26 protein-coding genes, 1 tRNA gene and 2 pseudogenes are annotated in these 22,717 nt (G+C 58.9%); 17 read left to right on the top strand and 12 right to left on the bottom strand.

Annotated features, from left to right (window positions below; genetic code table 11):
* Positions 1-7: 7 nt before the first annotated feature.
* Entirely contained in the window at positions 8-262 is a 255-nt protein-coding gene (gene grxC / locus ACYZTU_RS02835) for a glutaredoxin 3 (RefSeq protein ID WP_010464569.1), read from the bottom strand.
* Between the two features lies 1 nt (position 263).
* Positions 264-677 (bottom strand): rhodanese-like domain-containing protein, encoded by a 414-nt coding sequence (locus ACYZTU_RS02830; protein WP_461967852.1) that lies wholly within the window; start codon positions 675-677, stop codon positions 264-266.
* 154 nt (positions 678-831) lie between these two features.
* On the opposite strand from ACYZTU_RS02830, the gene gpmI reads away from it, so the two are divergent.
* From gpmI to ACYZTU_RS02810, 4 genes are all read left to right on the top strand, one after another.
* Entirely contained in the window at positions 832-2,361 is a 1,530-nt protein-coding gene (gpmI, locus tag ACYZTU_RS02825) for a 2,3-bisphosphoglycerate-independent phosphoglycerate mutase (RefSeq protein ID WP_461967851.1), read from the top strand.
* Between the two features lie 136 nt (positions 2,362-2,497).
* Positions 2,498-3,802 carry a murein hydrolase activator EnvC family protein gene (locus ACYZTU_RS02820; protein WP_461967850.1) on the top strand — a complete coding sequence of 435 codons (1,305 nt, stop codon included), beginning with the start codon at positions 2,498-2,500 and terminating at the stop codon, positions 3,800-3,802.
* Positions 3,803-3,833: 31 nt separating this feature from the next.
* Positions 3,834-5,153, top strand: coding sequence for a S41 family peptidase (locus ACYZTU_RS02815; protein WP_449642791.1), 1,320 nt, complete (start codon positions 3,834-3,836; stop codon positions 5,151-5,153).
* 1 nt (position 5,154) lies between these two features.
* Positions 5,155-5,931, top strand: a complete 777-nt coding sequence (locus tag ACYZTU_RS02810; RefSeq protein ID WP_461967849.1) for a divergent polysaccharide deacetylase family protein — start codon at positions 5,155-5,157, stop codon at positions 5,929-5,931.
* Between the two features lie 116 nt (positions 5,932-6,047).
* On the opposite strand, the gene ACYZTU_RS02805 is transcribed toward ACYZTU_RS02810, so the two are convergent.
* From ACYZTU_RS02805 to ACYZTU_RS02775, 7 genes are all read right to left on the bottom strand, one after another.
* Positions 6,048-6,803, bottom strand: a complete 756-nt coding sequence (locus ACYZTU_RS02805) for a substrate-binding periplasmic protein (RefSeq protein ID WP_461967848.1) — start codon at positions 6,801-6,803, stop codon at positions 6,048-6,050.
* A gap of 78 nt (positions 6,804-6,881) precedes the next feature.
* Positions 6,882-7,652 carry an imidazole glycerol phosphate synthase subunit HisF gene (hisF, locus tag ACYZTU_RS02800; protein ID WP_121731627.1) on the bottom strand — a complete coding sequence of 257 codons (771 nt, stop codon included), beginning with the start codon at positions 7,650-7,652 and terminating at the stop codon, positions 6,882-6,884.
* Between the two features lie 9 nt (positions 7,653-7,661).
* A complete protein-coding gene (gene hisA / locus ACYZTU_RS02795; RefSeq protein ID WP_033058290.1) occupies positions 7,662-8,399 on the bottom strand; it encodes a 1-(5-phosphoribosyl)-5-[(5-phosphoribosylamino)methylideneamino]imidazole-4-carboxamide isomerase in 738 nt (245 codons plus the stop codon).
* Between the two features lie 42 nt (positions 8,400-8,441).
* Complete coding sequence (locus tag ACYZTU_RS02790) at positions 8,442-8,702, bottom strand: DUF2164 domain-containing protein (RefSeq protein WP_223488525.1); 261 nt, start codon at positions 8,700-8,702, stop codon at positions 8,442-8,444.
* The gene (gene hisH / locus ACYZTU_RS02785; protein ID WP_461967847.1) at positions 8,703-9,341 is read right to left on the bottom strand and encodes an imidazole glycerol phosphate synthase subunit HisH; all 639 of its coding nucleotides are present in this window, start codon (positions 9,339-9,341) and stop codon (positions 8,703-8,705) included. It lies immediately after the preceding gene.
* The gene (hisB, locus tag ACYZTU_RS02780) at positions 9,341-9,934 is read right to left on the bottom strand and encodes an imidazoleglycerol-phosphate dehydratase HisB (protein WP_123367004.1); all 594 of its coding nucleotides are present in this window, start codon (positions 9,932-9,934) and stop codon (positions 9,341-9,343) included. Before hisB ends, hisH begins: the two co-directional genes overlap by 1 nt.
* A 212-nt stretch (positions 9,935-10,146) precedes the next feature.
* Positions 10,147-11,811: an OFA family MFS transporter gene (locus ACYZTU_RS02775; protein ID WP_461967846.1), complete on the bottom strand. Its 1,665-nt coding sequence runs from the start codon at positions 11,809-11,811 to the stop codon at positions 10,147-10,149.
* 223 nt (positions 11,812-12,034) lie between these two features.
* On the opposite strand from ACYZTU_RS02775, the gene ACYZTU_RS02770 reads away from it, so the two are divergent.
* The 5 genes from ACYZTU_RS02770 (at position 12,035) to ACYZTU_RS02750 (ending at position 16,249) form a co-directional block, all read left to right on the top strand.
* Positions 12,035-12,439, top strand: coding sequence for an acetyl-CoA sensor PanZ family protein (locus ACYZTU_RS02770; protein ID WP_449642796.1), 405 nt, complete (start codon positions 12,035-12,037; stop codon positions 12,437-12,439).
* A 78-nt stretch (positions 12,440-12,517) separates the two neighbouring features.
* Positions 12,518-14,737 (top strand): AsmA family protein, encoded by a 2,220-nt coding sequence (locus ACYZTU_RS02765; protein ID WP_461967845.1) that lies wholly within the window; start codon positions 12,518-12,520, stop codon positions 14,735-14,737.
* Positions 14,734-15,801: an A/G-specific adenine glycosylase gene (gene mutY, locus ACYZTU_RS02760; protein ID WP_461967844.1), complete on the top strand. Its 1,068-nt coding sequence runs from the start codon at positions 14,734-14,736 to the stop codon at positions 15,799-15,801. Before ACYZTU_RS02765 ends, mutY begins: the two co-directional genes overlap by 4 nt.
* Complete coding sequence (locus tag ACYZTU_RS02755) at positions 15,798-16,070, top strand: oxidative damage protection protein (protein WP_145309172.1); 273 nt, start codon at positions 15,798-15,800, stop codon at positions 16,068-16,070. The genes mutY and ACYZTU_RS02755 overlap by 4 nt, the downstream gene beginning before the upstream one ends.
* A 103-nt stretch (positions 16,071-16,173) precedes the next feature.
* A tRNA-Phe gene (locus tag ACYZTU_RS02750) sits at positions 16,174-16,249 on the top strand.
* A gap of 65 nt (positions 16,250-16,314) precedes the next feature.
* On the opposite strand, the gene ACYZTU_RS02745 is transcribed toward ACYZTU_RS02750, so the two are convergent.
* Complete coding sequence (locus tag ACYZTU_RS02745; RefSeq protein WP_461967843.1) at positions 16,315-16,764, bottom strand: carboxypeptidase regulatory-like domain-containing protein; 450 nt, start codon at positions 16,762-16,764, stop codon at positions 16,315-16,317.
* A 261-nt stretch (positions 16,765-17,025) separates the two neighbouring features.
* Here ACYZTU_RS02745 and ACYZTU_RS02740 point away from each other — a divergent pair.
* The 6 genes and pseudogenes from ACYZTU_RS02740 to vapC all read left to right on the top strand — a co-directional run.
* Positions 17,026-17,691 (top strand): annotated as a pseudogene (locus tag ACYZTU_RS02740) (DUF1016 N-terminal domain-containing protein); the annotation flags it as partial.
* Positions 17,692-17,804: 113 nt separating this feature from the next.
* Entirely contained in the window at positions 17,805-18,779 is a 975-nt protein-coding gene (locus tag ACYZTU_RS02735; protein ID WP_461970940.1) for an alpha/beta hydrolase family protein, read from the top strand.
* Between the two features lie 37 nt (positions 18,780-18,816).
* Positions 18,817-19,233, top strand: coding sequence for a hypothetical protein (locus tag ACYZTU_RS02730; protein ID WP_461967842.1), 417 nt, complete (start codon positions 18,817-18,819; stop codon positions 19,231-19,233).
* Positions 19,234-19,239: 6 nt separating this feature from the next.
* On the top strand, positions 19,240-19,692 hold the full coding sequence (locus ACYZTU_RS02725) for a hypothetical protein (protein WP_461967840.1): 453 nt from the start codon (positions 19,240-19,242) through the stop codon (positions 19,690-19,692).
* Positions 19,693-19,878: 186 nt separating this feature from the next.
* Positions 19,879-20,109 carry a type II toxin-antitoxin system VapB family antitoxin gene (gene vapB / locus ACYZTU_RS02720; RefSeq protein ID WP_449642969.1) on the top strand — a complete coding sequence of 77 codons (231 nt, stop codon included), beginning with the start codon at positions 19,879-19,881 and terminating at the stop codon, positions 20,107-20,109.
* The gene (gene vapC / locus ACYZTU_RS02715; RefSeq protein ID WP_461967838.1) at positions 20,109-20,516 is read left to right on the top strand and encodes a type II toxin-antitoxin system tRNA(fMet)-specific endonuclease VapC; all 408 of its coding nucleotides are present in this window, start codon (positions 20,109-20,111) and stop codon (positions 20,514-20,516) included. Before vapB ends, vapC begins: the two co-directional genes overlap by 1 nt.
* A 91-nt stretch (positions 20,517-20,607) precedes the next feature.
* Here vapC and ACYZTU_RS02710 read toward each other — a convergent pair.
* A pseudogene (locus ACYZTU_RS02710) lies at positions 20,608-20,825 on the bottom strand (GABA permease); the annotation flags it as partial.
* Positions 20,755-21,027 (bottom strand): hypothetical protein, encoded by a 273-nt coding sequence (locus tag ACYZTU_RS02705; protein ID WP_461971211.1) that lies wholly within the window; start codon positions 21,025-21,027, stop codon positions 20,755-20,757. The gene ACYZTU_RS02705 and the pseudogene ACYZTU_RS02710, both read right to left, overlap by 71 nt.
* 114 nt (positions 21,028-21,141) lie before the next feature.
* Between ACYZTU_RS02705 and ACYZTU_RS02700 the strand changes: the two genes are divergently transcribed.
* Together ACYZTU_RS02700 and ACYZTU_RS02695 are read left to right on the top strand one after the other, a co-directional pair.
* Positions 21,142-21,915 (top strand): ABC transporter ATP-binding protein, encoded by a 774-nt coding sequence (locus ACYZTU_RS02700; protein ID WP_461967836.1) that lies wholly within the window; start codon positions 21,142-21,144, stop codon positions 21,913-21,915.
* Positions 21,916-21,928: 13 nt separating this feature from the next.
* The gene (locus ACYZTU_RS02695; protein WP_461967834.1) at positions 21,929-22,675 is read left to right on the top strand and encodes an ABC transporter substrate-binding protein; all 747 of its coding nucleotides are present in this window, start codon (positions 21,929-21,931) and stop codon (positions 22,673-22,675) included.
* Positions 22,676-22,717: the final 42 nt, after the last annotated feature.

Here is a 22,717-nt window from a genome sequence, read left to right as displayed (position 1 = left end):
AAGGCATTCAAGCCTTGAGCATGGCGTCGAGCTTGCCGGCGCGCTCCAGGGCAAACAAATCATCACAGCCACCAATGTGGCGCTCGCCGATCCAGATCTGCGGCACGGACGTACGTCCGGCCTTCTGGGCCATGGCGGCACGCACCTGCGGCTTGCCATCGACCTTGATCTCTTCGAAGGCTACGCCTTTGTTCTCGAGCAGGTACTTGGCTCGCGAGCAGTAAGGGCAGTAATCGCTGGAATAGACGACGACGTTGCTCATATCACTTCACCAGCGGCAGGTTGTCACCCTTCCAGCTGGAAATGCCGCCGGAGAGCTTGGCGGCGATGAAGCCGGATTTCATCAGTTCGCGGGCATGAGTGCCGGCAGTCTGGCCCATGGCATCGACCAGGATGATGGTCTTGGCCTTGTGCTTTTCCAGTTCGCCGACGCGAGCGGTCAGTTTGTCGTGAGGAATGTTCACCGCGCCAACAATGTGACCGGCGGCGAAATCCTTGGTCGGACGAATGTCGATCACCACGCCTGCGTCCTTGTTGACCAGCCCGGTCAGTTCGCCGGTGCTCAGGCTACGGCCGCCGCCCTTCATCTCATGGGCGATCAGCAGAGCCAGCAGAACGGCGAAGATGCCGACGAGCAGATAGTGGGTAGTGGCAAATGCAATCAGGTGATCAACCATCGAAGGAGGTTCCAGGGCGTTAAAATGTCGGCCAGTATACACAGCCACTATGGTGGGCCAAACCCCGTCCGGCGGTGACGTGGATTGAACTTGCCTTTAAACTGCCACTCCCTTTTCCATCGCCCTCTTTTAACTTCAGCCACGAGTGGAATCCATGACTACCACGCCTAAACCTTTGGTCCTGATTATTCTCGACGGCTTCGGTCACAGTGAGAGCCCTGAATCCAACGCCATCTTTGCGGCCAAGAAGCCCGTGCTGGACCGTTTATGGGCCAACGTGCCGAACGGCCTGATCTCGGGCAGCGGCATGGACGTCGGCCTGCCCGAAGGCCAGATGGGCAACTCCGAAGTCGGCCACATGAACCTCGGGGCTGGCCGCGTGGTGTATCAAGACTTCACGCGCGTGACCAAATCGATCAGCGATGGCGAGTTTTTCGAAAACCCGACTATCTGTGCCGCTGTGGATAAAGCCGTCGCTGCCGGTAAAGCTGTGCACTTCATGGGCCTGCTGTCCGATGGCGGCGTTCACAGCCACCAGGATCACTTGGTTGCCATGGCCGAACTGGCTTTCAAGCGCGGCGCCGAAAAAATCTACCTGCACGCCTTCCTCGACGGCCGCGACACCCCGCCGAAAAGCGCTCAGTCGTCGATCGAACTGCTGGACGCAAGCTTTCAGGCCCTCGGCAAAGGCAGGATCGCCAGCATTGTCGGCCGGTACTTCGCCATGGACCGCGACAACCGTTGGGACCGCGTGTCCCAGGCTTACAACCTGATTGTCGATGGCAACGGCGAATTCAACGCCGCCAACGCTCAGGAAGGCCTGCAAGCCGCGTACGAACGTGGCGAGAGCGACGAATTCGTTAAAGCAACCTCCATCGGTGAGCCGGTGAAAGTCGAAGACGGCGACGCCGTGGTGTTCATGAACTTCCGCGCCGACCGCGCCCGTGAACTGACCCGCGTCTTCGTTGAAGACGATTTCAAGGAATTCGAACGTGCGCGCCAGCCAAAACTGGCCGGCTTCGTCATGTTGACCCAGTACGCCGCCAGCATTCCCGCGCCATCGGCCTTCGCTGCTGGCAGCCTGGACAACGTACTAGGCGACTACTTGGCGAAAAACGGCAAGACCCAGCTGCGCATCGCCGAGACCGAGAAGTATGCCCACGTGACCTTCTTCTTCTCCGGCGGTCGCGAAGAACCGTTCCCGGGCGAAGAGCGCATCCTGATCCCGTCGCCGAAAGTCGCCACCTATGACCTGCAGCCCGAGATGAGCGCCCCGGAAGTCACCGACCGCATCGTCGACGCTATCGAAAACCAGCGTTACGACGTGATCGTGGTCAACTACGCCAACGGCGACATGGTTGGCCACAGCGGCGTGTTCGACGCCGCCGTCAAAGCTGTTGAATGCCTGGACCTGTGTGTCGGCCGCATCGTCGACGCGCTGGAAAAAGTCGGCGGCGAAGCGCTGATCACCGCCGACCACGGCAATGTCGAGCAAATGGCCGACGAGTCCACCGGCCAGGCTCACACCGCTCACACCACCGAGCCGGTACCGTTCATCTATGTCGGCAAGCGTGAATTCAAGGTTCGCGACGGCGGCGTGCTGGCGGATGTGGCCCCGACCATGCTGATGTTGATGGGGCTTGAGAAACCTGCCGAAATGACTGGCACTTCGATATTGGTCTGATGGCAAAAACGCCCGATAAATAGCCCGAAACGGCTTTTTATGACGAACGCCTCAAAGCAGTTGCCTTTGAGGCGTTTTTTTTGCATCGCTTGGCGGGCATACTAGGCCGTCCCTTTCCCTGGTGTCGCCCGCCTCTATGCTTCGCGTCCTGATAGCCCTTGCTCTGACATGCCTGCTCCAACCGGCCTTTGCTGACGAGCGCGCGCAAACCCAACAACAGTTGGACGCCACGCGTCAGGACATTGCCGAGCTGAAAAAACTGCTGGGCAAGCTCCAGGAAGAAAAATCCGGTGTGCAAAAAGACCTCAAAGGCACCGAAACCGAGATGGGCAAGCTTGAGAAGCAGGTCGAAGCCCTGCAAAAAGAGCTGAAGAAAAGCGAATCCGAGCTGCAGCGACTCGATACCGAGAAAAAAAAACTCCAGAGCGCGCGCATTGAACAGCAGCGACTGATCGCCATTCAGGCCCGCGCGGCTTATCAAAACGGCCGTCAGGAGTACCTGAAGCTGCTGCTCAACCAGCAAAACCCGGAAAAATTCGCCCGCACCCTCACCTATTACGACTACCTGAGCCAAGCCCGCCTGGAGCAGCTGAAGAATTTCAACGAAACCCTGCGCCAACTGGCCAATGTCGAGAAAGACATCGCCATGCAACAGGCGCAATTGCTGGTGCAGAAAAGCAGCCTCGACAGCCAGCGCGACGAACTGGACAAAGTCCGCAAGGAGCGCCAGCAAGTCCTGGCCAAGCTCAGCGACGACGTGAAGGCCCGCGATCAGAAGCTGGCAGCCCGCGAGCAGGATCAGGCAGACCTGTCTAAAGTCCTTAAAACCATTGAAGAAACCCTGGCCCGTCAGGCCCGTGAGGCAGAGGAAGCGCGGCAAAAAGCGCTGATCGCCCAGCAGGAAGCCGAAAAAAAGCGTTTACGTGAGGCTCAGGCTGAAGCAGACGCAGACGCAGACGCCACTGACGCCCCACGCAAACCTGTTAAATCGACGCCCGGCGCTCTGGTATCAAGCTCAGGCGAGACCTTTGGTGGCCCTTTCGCGTCAAGCCGGGGAAAACTTCCTTGGCCCGTTGATGGTCGACTGCTGGCACGCTTTGGCGAAACCCGTGGCGATGACGCCCGCACCAAGTGGGACGGCGTGATGATCAGCTCCTCCGCCGGCAGCCAGGTGCACGCCGTGCATGGCGGTCGCGTGGTGTTCGCCGACTGGTTGCGTGGCGCCGGGCTGCTGGTGATTCTCGACCATGGCAACGGTTTTTTGAGTCTTTATGGTCACAACCAGACGCTGCTCAAGTCTGCGGGTGACGTTGTAAAAGCCGGTGAGTCCATCTCCACTGTGGGTAGCAGTGGCGGGCAGGACACACCAGCGCTGTATTTCGCTATTCGTCAGCAGGGTCACCCGAGTGATCCGGCGCAATGGTGTCGTGCGCAAGGATAAGTACGCCATCTACTTCAGGAGTTCGTTCGACATGCTGCATTTGTCCCGCCTTACCTCGCTGGCCCTGACGATCGCCCTGGTGATCGGCGCGCCTCTGGCGTTCGCCGCTCAACCTGCTCCGGCAGTCGCGCCTGCGGGCACTGCTGCGACCACCAAGGCGCCATTGCCGCTGGAAGAGCTGCGCACCTTCGCCGAGGTCATGGACCGGATCAAAGCCGCCTATGTCGAGCCGGTGGACGACAAGACCCTGTTGGAAAACGCCATCAAAGGCATGCTCAGCAACCTCGACCCACACTCCGCCTACCTGGGCCCGGAAGACTTCGCTGAATTGCAGGAAAGCACCAGCGGCGAATTTGGCGGCCTGGGCATCGAAGTCGGCGCTGAAGACGGTTTCATCAAGGTCGTTTCACCGATTGATGACACCCCGGCCTCCAAGGCTGGCATTCAGGCCGGCGACTTCATCGTCAAGATCAACGGCCAGCCGACCCGTGGCCAGAGCATGACCGAAGCCGTGGACAAGATGCGCGGCAAGATCGGCCAGAAAATCACCCTGACCCTGGTACGTGACGGCGGTACACCGTTCGACGTGACACTGACCCGCGCCATCATTCAAGTGAAGAGCGTGAAGAGCCAGTTGCTGGAATCCGGTTACGGCTACATCCGCATCACCCAGTTCCAGGTCAAGACCGGTGACGAAGTCTCCAAAGCCCTGGCCAAGCTGCGCAAGGACAACGGCAAGAAGCTCAAAGGTATCATTCTTGACCTGCGGAACAACCCGGGCGGCGTGCTGCAAGCGGCGGTGGAAGTGGTCGACCACTTCATCACCAAGGGCCTGATCGTTTACACCAAGGGCCGTATCGCCAACTCCGAACTGCGCTTCTCCGCCACCGGCAAAGACGAAAGCGAAGCCGTGCCAATGGTCGCACTGATCAACGGCGGCAGCGCCTCGGCGTCGGAAATTGTCGCCGGTGCCTTGCAGGATCAAAAACGCGCGGTGGTCATGGGTACCACCAGTTTCGGCAAAGGCTCGGTACAAACCGTCCTGCCGCTGAACAACGAACGCGCACTGAAAATCACCACGGCGCTGTATTACACGCCGAATGGTCGCTCGATCCAGGCTCAGGGCATCGTCCCGGATATCGAAGTGCGCAAGGCCAAGATCACCAGCGAGCAGGACGGCGAGTACTTTAAGGAAGCCGATCTGCAAGGTCACCTGGGCAATGGCAACGGCGGCGCCGACAAACCGACCAGCTCCAGCGGCAAAGCCAAGGCGATGCCGCAGGATGACGACTACCAATTGGCCCAGGCGCTGAGCCTGCTCAAAGGGCTGAGCATCACCTCCGGCCGCTGAGATGCAGCTGCGGTTCATCCTCGGCTTGCTGTGCTGTCTGGCGGGTGTTGCTCATGCAGCGCCTGTCGCGACGGCGCCTCAAAAAGCCTACCTAAGTCTGATCATCGATGACCTGGGGCAGAACCTGCCCCGGGATCGTCGCGTGCTGGCCCTGCCCGGCCCCGTCACCACGGCGATCATGCCCGACACACCCCACGCCACCGAATTCGCCCGCGAGGCCCATCGTGCCGGCAAGATCGTCATCCTGCACATGCCCATGGACCCGGCCACCGGCCCGTTCGCCTGGCACCCCGATTTGCCTATCGAAGAACTCGAGAAGCGTCTGAACGCAGCACTCAAGGTCGTGCCCTACACCGCTGGCATCAACAACCACATGGGCAGCCGCATGACGGCTCAGCCGGCCGCCATGACCTGGTTGATGGCGGACCTGCAACGTCGGCACAAATTCTTCGTCGACAGCCGCACCAGCGCACAAACCGTAGCGGCGGCCGAGGCGCAGAAAATCGGGTTAGCGAGTGTTTCGCGGGATGTGTTTCTGGATGATGAGCGCACTGAAGCGGCGATCTTCACGCAGCTACAGACGGCGATCAACCTGGCGCGCAAACAGGGCTCGGCGGTGATGATTGGTCATCCATACCCGCAGACGTTGGCGGTGTTGGAGCGTGAGCTGCCCAAGCTCAAGGCTCAGGGAATTGACTGGATCGATATCAAGTTGATGATCAGCGTGCGCGGGAACCGCGCAACGACTGCACATGGCAAGGATGGAATTTATCGCTGAACAAGATCGTTCCCATGCTCTGCGTGGGAATGCAGCCATGGACGCTCCGCGTCCACTGTGACGCTGAGTGTCACGGGAGGCATTACCACGCAGAGCGTGGGAACGATCAGTGAAACCTAGAGATACCGCGCCATGATGTCGTCCACCACGCCTTCTTTGCGTAGTTGATCCAGCGCAGCCTGCAGCTTAGCAACGGTTTCGTCCGGTACGTCCTTGTTCAGCGCCAAGTACAACTCAGCGCTGTTGAATCGCATCACGGTCTTGAGGCCGGTCACGCCATCCTGTCGCGCGAGGTAACGGCCGGCAGGGTCGCCGGTGGCCCACAGGTCGATCTGGCCGTTGACCAGTTTCTTCGCGTTGTCCTGATCCCGCAGCACGACAATCGGCTTCAATCCCTGCTTGGCCAACGTCTCGGCAATCGCATCGCCCTTATAGGCACCAATCTTGTATTTGCGCGCCTGATCCAGCGTCTCGAGGGTGATCTTGCTGTCAGCCTTGGCCAGCATGATCCAGTCATCCGGGCCAATCGGGCCGACCCACTTGAAGAGATTCTCGCGGTCCGGCAACCGAGCCATCACGAACACGCCGTAACCGGGTTTCTCGAGGGCGATCTTGTAGATTCGTTCCCAAGGGAAGCGTAGCGTCAGGCTGTAAGTGACGTTGGCACGCTTGAACATCTCGCGGACGATGTCCACGGCGATGCCGTTGATGTTCTCGCCCTGAGCGAAGTTCTTGCCGTTTTTCGCCATGTTGTACGGCGGGAAGTTTTCCGTCAGCAACACCAGATCGGTGTCGGGAGTTACTGCGGCATGCACCCCATTGACGAGCAATAGAGAAGCGCTGGCGAGGGCGAAAAGAAGGCGTCTAAGCATGTCTGGCTACCTGAATCCATGGCGTACCCAAGAGTGCCTTGAGCCCGCCATGATGTCCACTGGCCTGTATCGGTTTGTTTAGCGCATCACGATGCCGCGATGAGCCATGTAGGCCTTGGCTTCCTGCACGGTGTATTCGCCGAAGTGGAAAATACTCGCCGCCAACACCGCGCTGGCGTGGCCTTCGATAATGCCGTCGGCCAAATGTTGCAGGTTGCCGACGCCGCCGGAGGCGATCACCGGAATCCCCAAGGCATCGCTGATGGCGCGAGTAACGCCGAGGTCAAAGCCGTTTTTCATGCCGTCCTGGTCCATGCTGGTCAGCAGGATTTCACCGGCACCCAGGCCTTCCATTTTCTTCGCCCATTCAACGGCGTCGAGACCGGTCGGCTTGCGGCCGCCGTGGGTGAAAATCTCCCAGCGCGGGGTTTCACCCGGCAGTGAAACCTTCTTGGCGTCGATGGCAACGACGATGCACTGCGAACCGAAATGTTGAGCAGCTTCGCCAACGAATTCCGGGTTGAACACCGCCGCAGTGTTGATCGAGACCTTGTCCGCGCCAGCATTCAACAAGTTGCGAATGTCCTGCACGGTACGCACGCCGCCGCCCACGGTCAGCGGAATGAACACCTGGCTGGCCATGCGCTCGACGGTATGCAGCGTGGTGTCGCGGCCATCGACGCTGGCGGTGATGTCGAGAAAGGTAATCTCGTCGGCACCCTGCTCGTCATAGCGACGGGCGATTTCTACCGGATCACCGGCGTCGCGGATGTTCTCGAACTTGACGCCCTTGACCACCCGGCCGTTATCCACGTCCAGGCAAGGGATGATGCGTTTGGCCAGCGCCATGGTCAGTCCTCAGCCTTTGTACGAATCGCAGAAAGCTTGCGCTTCAGCGACATCGAGAGTGCCTTCGTAGATCGCCCGGCCAGTGATGGCGCCGATGATGCCTGGCGCCTTGGCGTCGAGCAGCGACTTGATGTCACCGAGGTTGTGGATGCCACCGGAAGCGATCACCGGGATCTTGGTTGCAGCGGCCAACGCAGCGGTGAACGGTACGTTGCAGCCCTGCATCATGCCGTCTTTGGCGATGTCGGTATAAACGATCGCGGACACGCCATCAGCTTCGAATTGCTTGGCCAGGTCGATCACCTGAATGGTGCTGATCTCAGCCCAGCCATCGGTGGCGACGAAACCGTCCTTGGCATCCAGACCGACTATAACCTTGCCCGGGAACGCGCGGCAGGCTTCAGCGACGAAGGCCGGATCTTTCACGGCTTTGGTGCCGATGATCACGTAGCTCACGCCGGCCTTCACGTAGTGTTCGATGGTTTCCAGGGAACGGATACCGCCGCCGATCTGGATCGGCAGGTTCGGGTAGCGCTTGGCGATGGCGGTGACCACTTCGCCGTTGACCGGCTGGCCTTCGAAAGCGCCGTTCAAGTCGACCAGATGCAGACGACGGCAACCGCCCTCCACCCACTTGGCAGCCATGCTCACCGGGTCATCGGAAAACACCGTGGAATCTTCCATGCGGCCCTGGCGCAGACGAACACAGGCACCGTCTTTAAGATCGATAGCGGGAATAATCAGCATCTGGCAAACCTTCAAATTCGATTGTTCAGCTTCACTCGAAAATCAGTTTTTCTCGAGCGCCCACAGGTCGCTTTCGATGCTTTCGAACCTCTCTTTGAGGTGCGTCTGCACATCGAAAATCGCCCTGTTGTAATAGTGCGGAGCAATTTCACGGGTAAACAGCTCAAGGATTTCAGCCGCCTCGAATGAACCCAGGTCCAGTTCGAAGCGATCCTCCATGAAGCGTTTGATCTTGTGATTGGCCTCGCTCTCCTGTTCAGGAGTGAGGGTCAGGATCGGCGGCTTGCCCTTCTTGACGGCCATTTACCAGCGACCATCCCACGCGGCGAAGTTCTGCAACAGTTGCAGGCCATGGGTATGGCTCTTTTCCGGGTGGAACTGCACGGCGAAACGCGAGCCATCGGCCAGCGCGGCGGCGAAGTCGACACCGTAGTGACCGCCACCCACCACTTGCCGCGGGTTGCCGGCAGCGATGTAGTAGCTGTGCACGAAATAGAAACGCGACAGGTCCGGAATGTTGTGCCACAGCGGGTGTGTGACCGTCTGCTTCACTTCGTTCCAGCCCATGTGCGGGACTTTCAGGTGCTCGCCATCTTCGTGCAGGCCTTTTCCGAAGAACTTCACTGCGCCTGGAAACAGGCCGATGCAGTCGACGCCGTCGTTCTCTTCACTGCTGTCGAGCAAGGCTTGCATGCCCACGCAGATGCCAAGGAACGGACGGTCCTGGCTGACTTCACGCACCAGCGAATCGAAGCCAAGGCGACGGATCTCCGCCATGCAATCGCGAATCGCGCCGACGCCGGGAAATACCACCCGGTCAGCTTCGCGAATCACGTCGGCATCGCTGGTGATCAGGACCTTGCCGGCACCGACGTGCTCGAGGGCCTTGGCCACCGAGTGCAGGTTGCCCATGCCGTAATCGATAACCGCGACCGTCTGCATTACAGAACGCCCTTGGTCGACGGCATCTGACCGGCCATGCGGTCATCCAGCTCTACGGCCATGCGCAGGGCGCGGCCGAAAGCCTTGAACACGGTTTCGATCTGGTGGTGGGTGTTGGTGCCACGCAGGTTGTCGATGTGCAGGCTGACGAGTGCATGGTTGACGAAGCCCTGGAAGAACTCCTGGAACAGGTCAACGTCGAAGCCGCCGACGGTGGCGCGGGTATAGGGAACATGCATCTGCAGGCCAGGACGGCCGGAGAAGTCGATCACCACGCGCGACAGCGCTTCATCGAGCGGCACGTAGGCGTGGCCGTAGCGACGGATGCCTTTCTTGTCGCCGATGGCTTTGGCGAAGGCCTGACCCAGGGTGATACCGACGTCTTCCACCGTGTGGTGGTCGTCGATATGCAGGTCGCCCTTGCTGACAATATCCATGTCGATCAGCCCGTGACGGGCGATCTGGTCCAGCATGTGCTCAAGAAAAGGAACACCGATATCAAATCGGGCCTTTCCGGTGCCATCCAGGTTGATCGAGGCTTTGATCTGGGTTTCCAGAGTGTCGCGCTCGACTGACGCCTTACGTTCGGCCATCACCAGCTCCGCAAAATCATTGGGCGAAAAAGGCAACCATTATAGGGGCGCGGGCCGGAAACAGAAACACGAGAGGTGATATCCCTGACGGACAGGACCCCGTGTTTTCGGGGATATACATGTCAGTACAAGCGGACGAGCACAAAAATTCGTGTTTATGAAGATCAAACGTGGGAGCGAGCTTGCTCGCTCCCACAGGGTGTTGCGTTTACTTAGTGGAAGAGGACTGCAGTTTTCTGCAGGGTCACCCAAACACCCCACGCCAACGGAATACCCACCACCAGCCATGCAGCAATCGCCAACGGCTTGGTGCCCGCATCCGCTTTCCACTCCAATACGGTGCTGCTATCAGCACCCTTGTCATGGCCCAGCGCCTGTTCGGCAGCCAGTTCAGCGTCGGTCATGAAGTACTTGTCAGCCACCGGACGCACCAGCAGGTTGCACAGGAAACCCAGCACCAGCAGGCCCGAGAGGATGTACAGCGTGATGTCATAAGCCGCGGCACGTTCAACGCCGATGCTCAGCTGATATTCACGCAGGTAGTTCACCAACACGGGACCCAACACGCCCGCCGCCGCCCAGGCAGTCAGCAGGCGACCATGGATCGCGCCGACCATTTGCGTGCCGAACAGGTCCGCGAGATACGCAGGGACCGTCGCAAAACCACCGCCGTACATCGACAGGATGATGCAGAAGGCCGCCACGAACAGCGCAACGTTGCCCAAGTGACCGAGGTTTGGAATCAACGCGTACAGAGCAAAGCCCAGGGCGAAGAACACGAAGTAGGTGTTTTTGCGACCCAGGTAGTCGGAGAACGACGCCCAGAAGAACCGGCCACCAATGTTGAACAGGCTCAGCAAACCGGTGAAACCGGCAGCGATCGCAGCGATTGAGGCCAGTTGCGAAGCGTCCAACTGACCGAACGTCAGGTCAGTGCCCAGCAACTTACCGGCGAACACTTCCTGCAACAGCGGCGATGCCATGCCGAGGATGCCGATACCGGCGGATACGTTCAGGCACAGCACCAGCCACACCAGACGGAATTGCGGGGTTTTCCACGCCACATTCACGTGGACGTGACGGTGGGTGATCATCGCGTTGGAAGCTTTTTTCGCCGGAGCGGTCCAGCCTTCAGGCTTCCAGCCGGTTGGCGGAACACGGTAGGACAGTGCACCACCGATCATGAACACGAAGTAGATCGCGGCCATCACCAGAAAGCTCTGCCATACGCCGACGCTGGTTGGCGAAGCGAAGTGGCCCATCAGGGCTGCGGCCAGCGGAGCACCGACCATCGCGCCACCGCCAAAACCCATGATCGCCATGCCGGTCGCCATGCCGCGTTTGTCCGGGAACCATTTGATCAGAGTAGAAACCGGCGAGATGTAGCCCAAGCCCAGGCCGATACCGCCAATGACCCCGGAGCCGATCCACATCAGCCATATCTGGTGGGTATAGACCCCCAGCGCTGAAATCAGCAGACCGCCACACCAGCACAGTGCCGATACAACGCCGGCCTTGCGTGGCCCGGCGTGTTCCAGCCAGCCACCCCAGATCGCTGCCGAGCAGCCAAGGAAGATGAAGAACAGGGTGTAGATCCAGCCGAGCATCGAGATCGGCCAGTCGCATTGGGACGAAAAGACTTGCGAGATGAAGCTCATGTCCGGCGCGCAAGCCGCTGCCTTGGTCACGCCCAGGGCTTTGGACAGTGGCAACCAGAACACCGAGAAGCCGTAGGCCATGCCGATGCAAAGGTGGATGGCCAGGGCGGCCGGTGGGACCAGCCAACGGTTGAAACCGGGCTTGGCGATGATGCGTTCCTTGGACAGGAACGACGGCTGGTCAGCCGTGAGGCCGTCCGCCGTGATGCTCGTGGTCATTGTGTATCCCCCAATTATTAGTAGGGTTCGCCTGCCACTCTTCACCCCCAGCCTTTATGCGCACGCACGACTGTTTTATCGGGGTGAAGCTCCATTTTGGTGTGACATCAAGTCGCAGAAGGACGGACGAACCGGCAGAGGTTACCATCTGTACGTGACAGAAAAACCAAAGTGACATCACCTTTTGTACGTTGTCTGTTCTCGTACCACCGAAGGAACCGCCATGCCGATCATAGTCGAGCCGCTGAACGAAGCCACTTACCAGGACCAGCAAGATCTACAGAAGATCTACCGCGATGCGCCGGACTGGCTGTTTGCGCCGTTTGCCGGGGATGTGCAGTTGATCGAAGGCTGCCTGCTTGAGGGTTCGCTGATTGCCGGCCGCTTCAACGATCGCCTGTTGGGTGCAGCACGTCTGCAACGTCATCAGGATGTCTGGCATCTGTCCCAACTATGCGTACGAAAAATTACCCGTCGTCGTGGCGTGGCCGAGCGCCTGGTGCACGAAGCGCAGAAAATGGCGTCGCAATCAGGCGCGATTTTGCGTCTGCTGGCGCCTGCCGGGCACCTGGAGGCACAAGCGCTGGCGGCCAAACTGAAAGTGCCGCTGGACGTGTTGTCGACGTGATCGCTGACCGGTCGTCCGCTGCGGAGCGCTATACTCCCCGGCTAAATTTCGAATTCGACTAACTACAAGGACTCGCCCATGAAAGCGTTCGGCAAAATCCTGGGTCTGGTACTTCTCGGACTGTTGCTGATCATTGTGGCGCTGGGCTTTGCCCTGACCCACCTCTTTGATCCCAACGACTATAAAGACGAGATTCGCCAGATTGCCCGCGACAAGGCCCACATCGAGCTGACGCTCAATGGCGATATCGGCTGGAGCCTGTTCCCGTGGCTGGGCCTGGAATTGCACGAAGCCAGTGTCGCGACTCTGGCCAAGCCCACCGAACCGTTCGCCGACTTGCAAATGCTCGGTCTGTCGGTTCGCGTGTTGCCGCTGCTGCGCCGTGAAGTGCAGATGAGCGATGTGCGCGTCGAAGGCCTTAACCTGCGCCTGAACCGTGACGAGGACGGCCACGGCAACTGGGAAGACATCGGCAAGGCGCCAGCAACCTCGGCCACGCCACCCGCCACCACCGAAGCCCCTACGCCAGAAACCACCGCCCAAGCAGAAAAACCGGCCCAGCCAATCCGCCTGGACATCGACAGCCTGACCGTCAACAACGCCCGTGTTGAATACAGCGATGAGAAAACCGGCAAGCAGTTCAGCGCCGAAAGCATCCAGCTGAGTACCGGCCCGGTGCATGACTCCACCAATATCCCGATCAAACTCACCGCGTTCCTGGGCACCAACCAGCCGGTCCTGCGCGTGCGTACCGAGCTCAACGGCGAACTGCGTTTCGAGCGCGCACTGCAGCGCTACAAACTCGAAGACATGAAACTCTCCGGTGAAGTCGCCGGCGATCCGCTGCAAGGCAAGACCATGACCTTCGCCGCCCAGGGCCAGTTGCTGCTGGACAAAGCGGCGAACGTCGCCGAATGGACCGGCATCAAAATCTCCGCCAACCAATTGCGCGCGCTGGGTGAACTGAAGGTCAACGACCTCGACAAGACTCCGCAAATCAACGGCGGCCTGTCGATCGCCCAGTTTGATCTGGCGAAATTCATCGATAGCATCGGCCAGAAACTCCCGGCAATGGCCGAAGGCAGCCTGAGTAAAGTCGAGCTGGTCAGCCGTCTTGCGGGAACGCCTACCAGCCTGTCGTTCGATAACATCAACCTGAAAATCGACGACAGCACCTTCACCGGCCGCATTGCCGTCGAGGACTTCGCCAAGCAATCGCTGCGGGCGAGCCTCAAGGCTGACACCTTCAACGTCGACCGTTACCTGCCGCCAAAGTCTGCCGAAGCCAGCAGCGCAACGCAGGTCCGTCAGGCTGAAGTCGCCACCACCGAAGCCGATGCCATGGCCGGCGCGGGCAGCACACCGCTGCCGCAAGCACCGACCAAAGACGCGTGGAGCAACGAACGTCTGTTGCCAGTGGAACGGCTGAGCAAACTCGACGTGGACGCTGACCTCACCTTCGGCCAGTTGACCCTGGATAAACTGCCGATCCAGAACGCGGCGCTCAAGGCCACCGGCCAGGGCGGTCTGCTGACACTGGAGAACCTTCGCGGCGAGTTGTACGACGGCAACTTCGACGCCAAAGGTACGCTCGACGTGCGCCAACAGGTGCCCGCGCTGAACATGCAGACACAGATCAGCAAAGTGCCGGTGGAAAAAATCCTCGAAAGCCAGGGTAAAAATCCGCCGGTCAAAGGTCTGGTGACGCTTAACAGCAACCTGACCGGCAGCGGCAACAGCCAGAAAGCACTGATCGAAAGCCTCAACGGCAACGCCAGTTTCGTCATCAACGACGGCGTCCTGCTCAATGCCAACCTCGAACAACAGCTGTGCAAAGGCATCGCCACCCTGAACCGTAAATCCCTCACCGGCGAGCCACGGGGCAAGGACACACCGTTCCAGGAGCTCAAGGGCAACCTGACCTTCCGTAACGGCGTGGCCAGCAACCCGGACCTGAAAGTGCGCATCCCGGGCATGACCGTCAACGGCGACGGTGACGTCGATCTGCGGGTGCTGGGCATGGATTACCGCGTGGGCATTATCGTCGAAGGCGACAAGAGCGACATGCCGGACCCGGCCTGTCAGGTCGGCGAGAGGTTCGTCGGCATCGAGTGGCCGCTGCGTTGCCGGGGCCCGCTGGAGCTAGGCGCCAAAGCTTGCCGCCTCGATAACGAACGCATGGGCCAGGTCGCGAGCAAGCTGGCCGGCGAGCGGATCAGCGAAAAAATCGATGAGAAGCTTGGCGACAAGGTCAGCCCGGAGTTGAAAAACGCCTTAAAGGGGCTGTTCAAGCGATGAGAGCCGAGCAGTTTTCAACGGCGGTGCTGGACTGGTACGACCGCCACGGCCGTCACGACTTGCCCTGGCAACAAGGCATCACGCCGTATCGGGTGTGGGTTTCAGAAATCATGTTGCAGCAAACCCAGGTCAGCACCGTGCTGAACTACTTCGACCGCTTCATGGCCTCGTTGCCGACCGTCGAAGCCCTGGCCGCCGCGCCGGAAGACGAAGTCCTGCACCTGTGGACCGGGCTCGGTTACTACACCCGCGCACGCAATCTGCAGAAAACCGCGAAAATTGTCGTCGCCGAGTACGGTGGCAAGTTTCCGCGGGATGTGGAAAAGCTTGTTGATCTGCCGGGTATCGGCCTGTCCACGGCGGGCGCCATCGCCAGCCTGAGCATGGGTCTGCGGGCGCCGATCCTTGATGGCAACGTCAAACGGGTGCTGGCGCGGTTTACCGCGCAAGAGGGATATCCGGGTGAGCCCAAGGTCGCCAAACAGCTGTGGGCGAATGCTGAACGCTTTACGCCGCATGATCGGGTCAACGCTTACACCCAGGCGATGATGGATCTGGGCGCTACGCTCTGTACACGCAGCAAACCGAGCTGCCTGCTTTGCCCGCTTGAAAAGGGTTGCGAGGCGCACATGCTCGGCCTCGAAACCCGCTACCCGATCCCCAAACCGCGCAAAGCCGTGCCACAGAAGCGTACGTTGATGCCGATGCTCGCCAACGGCGAAGGCGCGATTTTGCTTTACCGTCGCCCTTCCACGGGCTTGTGGGGCGGTCTCTGGAGCCTGCCGGAACTCGACGACCTCGACGACCTGCAACATCTGGCTTCGCAGCATTCGCTGGAACTGGGCCGCCAACAGGCGCTGCCGAGCCTGGTGCACACCTTTAGTCATTTTCAGTTGTCCATCGAACCCTGGCTGGTTCAGGTTCAGGAGGCTGGCCATCACGTGGCCGAGGCCGACTGGCTCTGGTATAACCTCGCCACCCCGCCGCGCCTGGGCCTTGCCGCCCCGGTCAAAACCTTGCTCGAACGCGCGGCCGCCGTATTGAACGCAGGAGAGTCGTCATGACCCGCACCATCATGTGCCGCAAGTACAAAGAAGAATTGCCCGCCCTGGAACGCGCTCCATTCCCGGGTACAAAAGGTCAGGACATTTTTGACCATGTCTCGGCCAAGGCCTGGGCCGACTGGCAGAAACACCAGACCCTGCTGATCAACGAAAAACGCCTGAACATGATGAACGCCGAAGACCGCAAATATCTTCAGGGCGAGATGGACAAGTACTTCTCCGGCGAGGAATACGCCAAAGCCGACGGCTACGTTCCGCCAGCTGAATAATCCCGCTTTCTCGGGGGTCGGATCGTAAGCGACGGTAATAATTAAATATTTTTTGAAAACTTGCTTGACGACCCCCTGAAAAACCCGTTTAATGCGCCCCGTTGCCCAGATAGCTCAGTCGGTAGAGCAGGGGATTGAAAATCCCCGTGTCGGCGGTTCGATTCCGTCTCTGGGCACCAAATACCGAAAACCCTGAATCGCAAGATTCAGGGTTTTTTTATGCCTGGGATTTAGTAACGCCCAACTACTCATCAACATTCCAGTGAAAAACCAGATTGCGGGCGGTGCCGCTTCCGACATCCGTTGTGTCATGTTTCGCTTCACCATTACGGGTCGCTACAACGGAGTACTTGCCGGGAGGTAGCTGAACGTAAACCAACGGGCCAGCCTGGCTCAGCGTCAGTACCGTCTGCCCCGATGCTTTCTGAATGAGCACATCTACGTCGGGAACGTATTTATTTTCCGGCCCGATAGAGAAGGTCATGTGCAGGTTGTATCCAGTGGTTTGCTCGATAGCCTTCGACTCATCCTCGCCAATACCGCCGGACAGGTAAGTAATCCCGTTTTGCTCTTGCCTCTGGACTTGCACACCTGAGCTATTGATGGGCTCAAGGCTGGCAGCGCTCAGCATGACGGGAAACATCAATACGCCGACAGCGGCGACGGGCAACAGGAGTGAATGGAGGTATTTCATATTGGCGACTCCCGGGCTCCGCAGAACCCAATCGTTACTCCTTTTTAGATTTCTCGCTGAATGTCCTAGTTTTAGATTGATTAGTACTTGGGTTCACTGCGAATTGGACTACACGTTGTATTCCTCAAGCGCTGATTGCCGTCGGCGTGATCCCGCAAAACCAATCGGACTTTCCTTCCGATTTACCAGCCGCGCCCGGCATCGTTGAACACCCCACCCCTGCAATCCTCTTCTGCCTGTTCCTCCAGCCGCGGAAGACTCATGAGCGCACTAAAACCCGATAACACCCAAGATCCACAACTCGCCTCACTGCTTGGCAATCTTGGCGAATTGATTCGTCAGGCACGGCAGAAGGTGTTACGAGCGGTCGATACCGTCCAGGTGCAAACCTGCTGGCAGATCGGGCGGCATATTGTGGAGTTCGAGCAGGAGGGGGCTCGGCGAGCGGGTTATGGAAAGCAGCTATTGTTGACGTTGGCGAAAGTACTGACAGCTGAGTTTGGGAAAGGCTTTGACGCCTCCAACCTTCGCTATATGCGGCTGTTTTACCAAGCATTCCCAATGTGTGACGCACTGCGTCACGAATTGAGCTGGACTCACTACCGCAGGCTCCTGCGCGTCGACAACGACCACGCTCGCCACTGGTACATGAACGAATCAGCGCTCCAGAACTGGTCAAGTCGCGCCCTGGAACGCCAGATCAACACGCTCTACTACGAGCGCCTGCTGGCGAGTCGAGACCGCTGCGCCGTCAAACAGGAAGCTGCCACCAACATTCAGCAAATGAAGGCCAACCCTCGGGACTTCATCCGTGACCCAGTGGTATTGGAGTTTCTGGGCTTGCCCAATACGGGCAGAATGCTAGAAACCGATATTAAACAAGCACTGATCGAACAACTACAGGGCTTCCTGCTCGAACTGGATCGGGAACGGGCAGTGCTTGAGGAGCGGTTGTTCAACCAGATCCCCAGATAATCATGGATGGATTGTTCATGTGCGTGAAGACTATTGTTGGCAGCTACCCGCAAAGGTCAAAACCGATGAATTTGCAGGACATGTCCTCGTTGGCCTCCGCTCAAATGGAGTTGCCGCTGCCAGCCTACGCCCCCGGCGAGCCGTTCAAGGAAACCGCCGCAGACGGCTTCATGCTTGGCGGATTCACTTGGCGGCAGGCTCTATCGGACTCAACGCGCCCAGTCGTCATCATCAACGCCGCCACTTCCGTCCGCTGCCGTCATTACTCGCGTTTCGCCGATTACCTGTTTGCCAACGGCTTCGACGTGATCACTTTTGATTACCGCGGCATCGGCGAGTCGCGTCCGGCATCGCTGAAAGGGCTTCAGGCCTCATGGTCCGATTGGGGCGCGCTGGATTTTGAGGCGATGCTCAAGCGCGCTCAGCGGGAATTCCCCGGCCAGCCCATCGACGTCGTCGGTCACAGCTTCGGAGGCTGTGCAGCGGGGCTGGGAGCCTCCGGGCAGATTATTCGGCGCCTGGTCACCGTAGGTGCTCAGTTCGCATACTGGCGCGATTACGCCCCTGCCCATCGCTGGCGAATGTTCGTCAAGTGGCACCTGATGATGCCGTTGTTGACGATGATTTACGGCTACTTCCCCGGCAAACGCCTCGGCTGGCTGGAAGACACGCCCGCCGGTGTGGTCTGCGACTGGAGCACGCCCACCGCCCGCTACGAGAAACGCCCAAGCGGGCGCGTCATGCACGCAAAAAACGACCGACTGCCCTTCGCCGCCGTCACCGCGAAAACCCTGGCCATCAGCATCAGCGACGATCCTTACGGCACGATTCCAGCCATCGAACGCCTGCTCGGTTACTTCACCGGCGCAACGACCAGCCATCTGCGAATCGCGCCCGAAGACATCGGCGAACAAGAAGTCGGACATTTCGCCTTTTTTCGTAGCCCATACCAAGCCACACTATGGCCCATTGCATTGTCTTGGTTGCAGACCGGCGAACTGGCCCCCGACACACCCGGGCGGCTCGTGCCACGCAGCTGATTGACTTGCCCACTCAACGAAATACGGAACGACGCCCATGGCCTCCGCCAACAAGCAGAACAAACGCGCCACACGCGCCAAAGCCAAGGCCAAGCAGAACCGCACCCAACGGGCTGCCGCGCCGGTCGAGCTGGATCCGAACGACGATCGAATCGACTTCGAATCGGTGGACCTGACCGACATGTTCAAAGAAATGATCGATGCGCAAAAGATCAGCCAACAAGCAATGTGCGTGGCCTTTCTTGAGCACCCGCTTATCGCGCTGGTGCTGGAGCAGGAAGGCGAAGAAACAGCGACAGACTTTATCCTCGCCGCGCTGATCGAATATCGCCAATGGTCCGCTGAAGTCGACGAAGCCAGCGCCTTGGCCTGGATCGAATCACCGGCCTTCCAGGCCGACTACGTGGCGGCGTCCGACGCCATCGCGGCTCAAACCCAACAGAAAGCAAACTGAGTTCCCATGGCATCCCTGAACAAGCAACAGAAACGCGCCAAACGCGCCAAGATCAAAGCCAAGCAAATCAACATTCACGGCAGAAAACCCGTCGCACTGGACGATGACTTGGGTGAAGTCGGCGAACCGATTCCGGAATACACCCTGGCGATGTTCAGCAAAATGCGTGACGCGGAAGCCATCAGCCGCAACGACATGCTGCTGACCTTGCTGTCGAACCTCGCCGAAATCATCAGCGACCATCCAGAACTGCTGGACATGGAAAACGCCGACAACGAAGCCATGGCCGCCACTCACCTGGCCGCCGACATGCTGATCGACTATCGCATGTGGGCCGACGGCATGGACCGCGACACCGCCCAAGCCTGGCTGACGGACCCGCAGTTCATCACCGACTTCGGCGATGCACTCGACAGCTATCGCGAGTCGCTGGATGCCCAGGAAGTAAAGGCTGAGTAAACACTCGCCTCATAAACTAAAACGGCCGCTTGTCATCCCTGACAGCGGCCGTTTTGTTTGAGAAGCCAACAGCCTAAACCGATCTGACATGACCCCTCGTCAGCGGCTATGTATATCCCATTGACATATCCCTGAAGAAATCTATTCTTTGGACTCACAGCACCCACAAAAACGCAGGAGGCCAAAATGGAACAGACAACCCTTTTCATGAGTAATCGAAGCCAGGCTGTCCGCCTCCCCAAAGCCGTAGCGATGCCAAGCGATGTGAAACGAGTCAACGTAATTGCCATCGGCAGGGCTCGCATCATCACCCCCGCAGATGAAACATGGGACAGCTGGTTTGACGGGGATGGCGTGAGTGCAGATTTCATGACCGATCGTGAACAACCCGCCGAGCAGGAGCGTGAGTCGTTCTGATGATCAAATACATGCTCGATACCAACCTCTGCATCTTCACCATCAAGAACAAGCCGCAAATCGTACGAGAAGCTTTCAACCGTCATAACGGGCAGTTATGCATCAGTGCCGTCACGCTGATGGAGTTGATCTACGGTGCCGAAAAATCAGCGGCACCCGAAAAGAACCTCGCGGTGATCGAGGGGTTTGCGGCACGCCTTGAGGTTTTGCCTTTCGACAATGAAGCGGCCACGCATACTGGGATGATTCGATCCGAGCTGGCAAAGGCTGGAACGCCTATCGGGCCCTACGACCACATGATTGCCGGCCACGCACGTTCACGCGGATTCATTGTGGTCACCAACAACCTAAGGGAATTTGAACGGGTTCCAGGGTTACGCGTCGAAGACTGGGTTCATCCCGACTGAGCTCACCAATGACTCAAACAAAAAACGGCCGCTTGTCATCACTGACAGCGGCCGTTTTGCGTTATGCGGTGTGAATCAGTTCAGCACCTCAAAACAGCATGCGCGAAGCGCTGTAGAGCGCCGAATTCAGGCAGCTTGTTACGGCAACCAGAACCACGACGTCGACGATCAGCTTGGCATTCGGGATGCCCATGCGTTCAAGCACGGTCTGTAGGAACCGACAGCCGCCAGTACCGGATCATTCCATGGCACCAGCGCCACAACGATGAAGATCGACACGAGGTAGAACAAGCCGATCCGCCAGATCACCAGAAACACACCCAAAAATGTGTCGACGCACAATAAAAGTGCGGATCCGGAACGTTTGGCCGGTTAGCGCTTCCAACACCCCGTCAAAGCTGGCAACATCGCGCCCTTTTTTACGCGGCACCCGCGGAGCAGCGGGTTCAAACGGCTGTTCGGTTGATAGCAGCGCGACAGTCTGCTGCACCGATGCGACAATCTGCCACATGCCACCCGTTTACCGCCCGTAGTGCTGTTGGCTGCCATTCGAACGCTATGCTAGCTTGGCCGCCTCGCCAGGAAGGCCGCCAACAGCAGGAGCGAAATACTATGAGGAACGCACATGGCTGAGGCCACGCCCGCGCTTGAAATCCGCAACTTGCACAAACGCTACGGACAGCTTGAGGTGCTCAAAGGCATTTCGCTGACCGCCCGCGACGGCGACGTGATCTCGATCCTGGGTTCTTCCGGTTCCGGCAAGTCCACATTCCTTCGTTGCATCAACCTGTTGGAAAACCCGCATCAGGGCCAAATCCTGGTGGCCGGCGAAGAACTCAGGCTCAAAGCCGCAAAAAACGGCGAACTGGTCGCAGCCGACGGCAAGCAGATCAATCGCCTGCGCAGCGAGATCGGTTTTGTGTTTCAAAACTTTAATCTTTGGCCGCACATGAGCGTGCTCGACAACATCATCGAAGCCCCGCGCCGGGTGCTCGGCCAGAGCAAGGCCGAGGCCATTGAAGTCGCCGAAGCCCTGTTGGCCAAGGTCGGCATCGCCGACAAGCGCCACGCCTACCCTGCGCAACTCTCCGGCGGTCAGCAACAACGCGCGGCCATCGCTCGCACGTTGGCGATGCAGCCCAAGGTAATCCTGTTCGACGAGCCCACCTCCGCCCTTGACCCGGAAATGGTTCAGGAAGTACTTAATGTCATCCGAGCATTGGCCGAAGAAGGCCGCACCATGCTGCTGGTCACCCATGAAATGGGCTTCGCCCGTCAGGTTTCCAGCGAAGTGGTGTTCCTCCACCAGGGCCTGGTAGAGGAGCAAGGATCGCCACAGCAGGTGTTCGAAAACCCGCTTTCGGCGCGCTGCAAACAATTCATGTCCAGCAACCGCTAACGGAGCTACCCACATGCAGAACTACAAAAAAATCTTCCTGGCTGCTGCCGTCACCCTGGCCTTCAGCGCCGGTGCCGCCGCCGAGACCTTGAAGATGGGCATCGAAGCGGCCTACCCGCCGTTCAACAACAAAGATGCCAGTGGCAATGTCGTCGGCTTCGACAAAGAAATCGGCGATGCCCTGTGCGCCAAGATGAAAGTCGACTGCACCGTGGTCACGTCCGACTGGGACGGCATCATTCCGGCCCTGAACGCCAAGAAGTTCGACTTCCTGATCTCCTCGATGTCGATCACCGACGAGCGCAAGCAGGCGGTAGACTTCACCGACCCGTACTACTCCAACAAGCTGCAATTCATTGCCAAGAAAGACGTCGACTTCAAAACCGACAAGGCTTCCCTGCAAGGTAAAGTGATCGGCGCACAACGTGCGACCCTCGCTGGCACCTGGCTGGAAGACAACATGGAAGGCGTTGAAATCAAACTTTACGACACCCAGGAAAACGCCTACCTCGACCTGACCTCCGGTCGTCTGGACGGCATCCTGGCGGACAAGTACGTCAACTACGAGTGGCTGAAAAGCGACGCCGGTCGGTCCTACGAGTTCAAGGGCGATCCAGTGGAAGAAAGCGACAAGATCGGTATCGCTGTACGTAAAGGCGACCCGATCCGCGCGAAGCTGAACCTTGCCCTGAAAGAAATCGTCGAGGACGGCACTTACAAAAAGATCAATGACAAGTACTTCCCGTTCAGCATCTATTGATTCTGACCTGCCTGACCGGCGCCGTTCGCTGACGGCGCCAGT

This window comes from Pseudomonas sp. HLT2-19-2, assembly GCF_054898005.1.
Note: the sequence above shows the minus strand (reverse complement) of the source record. Positions and strands in the feature narration are given on the sequence as shown.

Excerpts from the sequence above, each read along its gene's own strand:
- grxC (WP_010464569.1), bottom strand. The coding sequence starts at position 262 with ATGAGCAACGTCGTCGTCTATTCCAGCGATTACTGCCCTTACTGCTCG.
- ACYZTU_RS02830 (WP_461967852.1), bottom strand. The coding sequence starts at position 677 with ATGGTTGATCACCTGATTGCATTTGCCACTACCCACTATCTGCTCGTC.
- gpmI (WP_461967851.1), top strand. The coding sequence starts at position 832 with ATGACTACCACGCCTAAACCTTTGGTCCTGATTATTCTCGACGGCTTC.
- ACYZTU_RS02820 (WP_461967850.1), top strand. The coding sequence starts at position 2,498 with ATGCTTCGCGTCCTGATAGCCCTTGCTCTGACATGCCTGCTCCAACCG.
- ACYZTU_RS02815 (WP_449642791.1), top strand. The coding sequence starts at position 3,834 with ATGCTGCATTTGTCCCGCCTTACCTCGCTGGCCCTGACGATCGCCCTG.
- ACYZTU_RS02810 (WP_461967849.1), top strand. The coding sequence starts at position 5,155 with ATGCAGCTGCGGTTCATCCTCGGCTTGCTGTGCTGTCTGGCGGGTGTT.
- ACYZTU_RS02805 (WP_461967848.1), bottom strand. The coding sequence starts at position 6,803 with ATGCTTAGACGCCTTCTTTTCGCCCTCGCCAGCGCTTCTCTATTGCTC.
- hisF (WP_121731627.1), bottom strand. The coding sequence starts at position 7,652 with ATGGCGCTGGCCAAACGCATCATCCCTTGCCTGGACGTGGATAACGGC.
- hisA (WP_033058290.1), bottom strand. The coding sequence starts at position 8,399 with ATGCTGATTATTCCCGCTATCGATCTTAAAGACGGTGCCTGTGTTCGT.
- ACYZTU_RS02790 (WP_223488525.1), bottom strand. The coding sequence starts at position 8,702 with ATGGCCGTCAAGAAGGGCAAGCCGCCGATCCTGACCCTCACTCCTGAA.
- hisH (WP_461967847.1), bottom strand. The coding sequence starts at position 9,341 with ATGCAGACGGTCGCGGTTATCGATTACGGCATGGGCAACCTGCACTCG.
- hisB (WP_123367004.1), bottom strand. The coding sequence starts at position 9,934 with ATGGCCGAACGTAAGGCGTCAGTCGAGCGCGACACTCTGGAAACCCAG.
- ACYZTU_RS02775 (WP_461967846.1), bottom strand. The coding sequence starts at position 11,811 with ATGACCACGAGCATCACGGCGGACGGCCTCACGGCTGACCAGCCGTCG.
- ACYZTU_RS02770 (WP_449642796.1), top strand. The coding sequence starts at position 12,035 with ATGCCGATCATAGTCGAGCCGCTGAACGAAGCCACTTACCAGGACCAG.
- ACYZTU_RS02765 (WP_461967845.1), top strand. The coding sequence starts at position 12,518 with ATGAAAGCGTTCGGCAAAATCCTGGGTCTGGTACTTCTCGGACTGTTG.
- mutY (WP_461967844.1), top strand. The coding sequence starts at position 14,734 with ATGAGAGCCGAGCAGTTTTCAACGGCGGTGCTGGACTGGTACGACCGC.
- ACYZTU_RS02755 (WP_145309172.1), top strand. The coding sequence starts at position 15,798 with ATGACCCGCACCATCATGTGCCGCAAGTACAAAGAAGAATTGCCCGCC.
- ACYZTU_RS02745 (WP_461967843.1), bottom strand. The coding sequence starts at position 16,764 with ATGAAATACCTCCATTCACTCCTGTTGCCCGTCGCCGCTGTCGGCGTA.
- ACYZTU_RS02735 (WP_461970940.1), top strand. The coding sequence starts at position 17,805 with ATGAATTTGCAGGACATGTCCTCGTTGGCCTCCGCTCAAATGGAGTTG.
- ACYZTU_RS02730 (WP_461967842.1), top strand. The coding sequence starts at position 18,817 with ATGGCCTCCGCCAACAAGCAGAACAAACGCGCCACACGCGCCAAAGCC.
- ACYZTU_RS02725 (WP_461967840.1), top strand. The coding sequence starts at position 19,240 with ATGGCATCCCTGAACAAGCAACAGAAACGCGCCAAACGCGCCAAGATC.
- vapB (WP_449642969.1), top strand. The coding sequence starts at position 19,879 with ATGGAACAGACAACCCTTTTCATGAGTAATCGAAGCCAGGCTGTCCGC.
- vapC (WP_461967838.1), top strand. The coding sequence starts at position 20,109 with ATGATCAAATACATGCTCGATACCAACCTCTGCATCTTCACCATCAAG.
- ACYZTU_RS02705 (WP_461971211.1), bottom strand. The coding sequence starts at position 21,027 with ATGTGGCAGATTGTCGCATCGGTGCAGCAGACTGTCGCGCTGCTATCA.
- ACYZTU_RS02700 (WP_461967836.1), top strand. The coding sequence starts at position 21,142 with ATGGCTGAGGCCACGCCCGCGCTTGAAATCCGCAACTTGCACAAACGC.
- ACYZTU_RS02695 (WP_461967834.1), top strand. The coding sequence starts at position 21,929 with ATGCAGAACTACAAAAAAATCTTCCTGGCTGCTGCCGTCACCCTGGCC.